This window comes from Merdibacter massiliensis (assembly GCF_900155395.1).
Classification (GTDB): Bacteria; Bacillota_I; Bacilli_A; order Erysipelotrichales; family Erysipelotrichaceae; genus Merdibacter; species Merdibacter massiliensis.
Window position 1 is genome coordinate 1 of the sequence record NZ_LT699721.1, and the last position, 1,017, is coordinate 1,017.

The following is a 1,017-nucleotide window of genomic DNA, read 5'->3' on the forward strand; positions in this document are numbered from 1 at the left end:
TTAGCTCTAACACTTCGATGTTTTTCATAGCTAAATTATACCAAAAAATGCATCCTTTCTCTTTCGAGATTAGATGCATTTTTTATTTTTGGCTATTCCTTATTCGTTACAGCCTCTTTTCATTTGTTATCAAATTTAGAAAAATAAATGTTCGATCAAGATTTTTGTACCAATCAAGATCAAGATGATACCTCCAAATATTCCTGCATATTTTTTGAGCAGACTTCCCAGTTGGCTGCCCAAATATACGGCAATAAAAGAAAGAACAAATGTCGTAACACCGATAATGAGGATGCTGGTGTAGATATTCACTTGTAAAAAAGCAAAAGTGATGCCGACTGCCAATGCATCAATGCTTGTTGCTACAGCCAGCAACAATACATGTGTCAAAGCAAGATTGCAGACCTGGTCATCTTCATCTTCTTCTTTGATTGATTCACGGATCATATTTAAACCAATGATTCCTAGCAGTAAAAAGGCGATCCAGTGATCGATCGAGGTAATCATTGACTCAAATAATTTACCGCCTAACCATCCGATGAAAGGCATCAGTGCTTGAAATAGACCAAACCAAAAAGCCAGTTTACATGCACATTGAAAACGGTTGTTCTTAACACACATTCCTTTTGCAATAGAAACAGCAAAAGCATCCATGCTTAAGCTGATGCCAATTAAAAATACAGCAAAAAAAGACATATTCGATCCTCCCAAAAAAAAGACTTATACGTGAAAAAAACACGTATAAGTCTCGCTATTTCAGTTTAAGCCAGATTCCATTATGAATCATTATGTTGACTTAATCGCTCTTAAGAGCCAGCTACTCCCTTAGACAAGTATCATAATAACAAAATCAAAAAAAGATTACAATTCTTTTTTTGATTTTTGATATGCCCGTCTTTAGAGGTTTGCACCATGAATGTTTAGAGGCTATTCTGAGAAAAAGTCGAGATTATCCAGTATTTATCGTTGTTTTTTGTACTTTAAATTTATTTTATTTTTTTTATTTATTTGATATAA

1 protein-coding gene is annotated in these 1,017 nt (G+C 33.7%); it reads right to left on the minus strand.

All coding sequences use genetic code 11. The features are described 5' to 3' along the window. Positions 1 to 135: 135 nt before the first annotated feature. Entirely contained in the window at positions 136 to 696 is a 561-nt protein-coding gene (locus BQ9859_RS03805; RefSeq protein ID WP_075876951.1) for a manganese efflux pump MntP, read from the minus strand. Positions 697 to 1,017: the final 321 nt, after the last annotated feature.

Bases quoted from the DNA above. Each gene is read 5' to 3' on its own strand.
- BQ9859_RS03805 (WP_075876951.1), bottom strand. From the start codon at position 696: ATGTCTTTTTTTGCTGTATTTTTAATTGGCATCAGCTTAAGCATGGAT.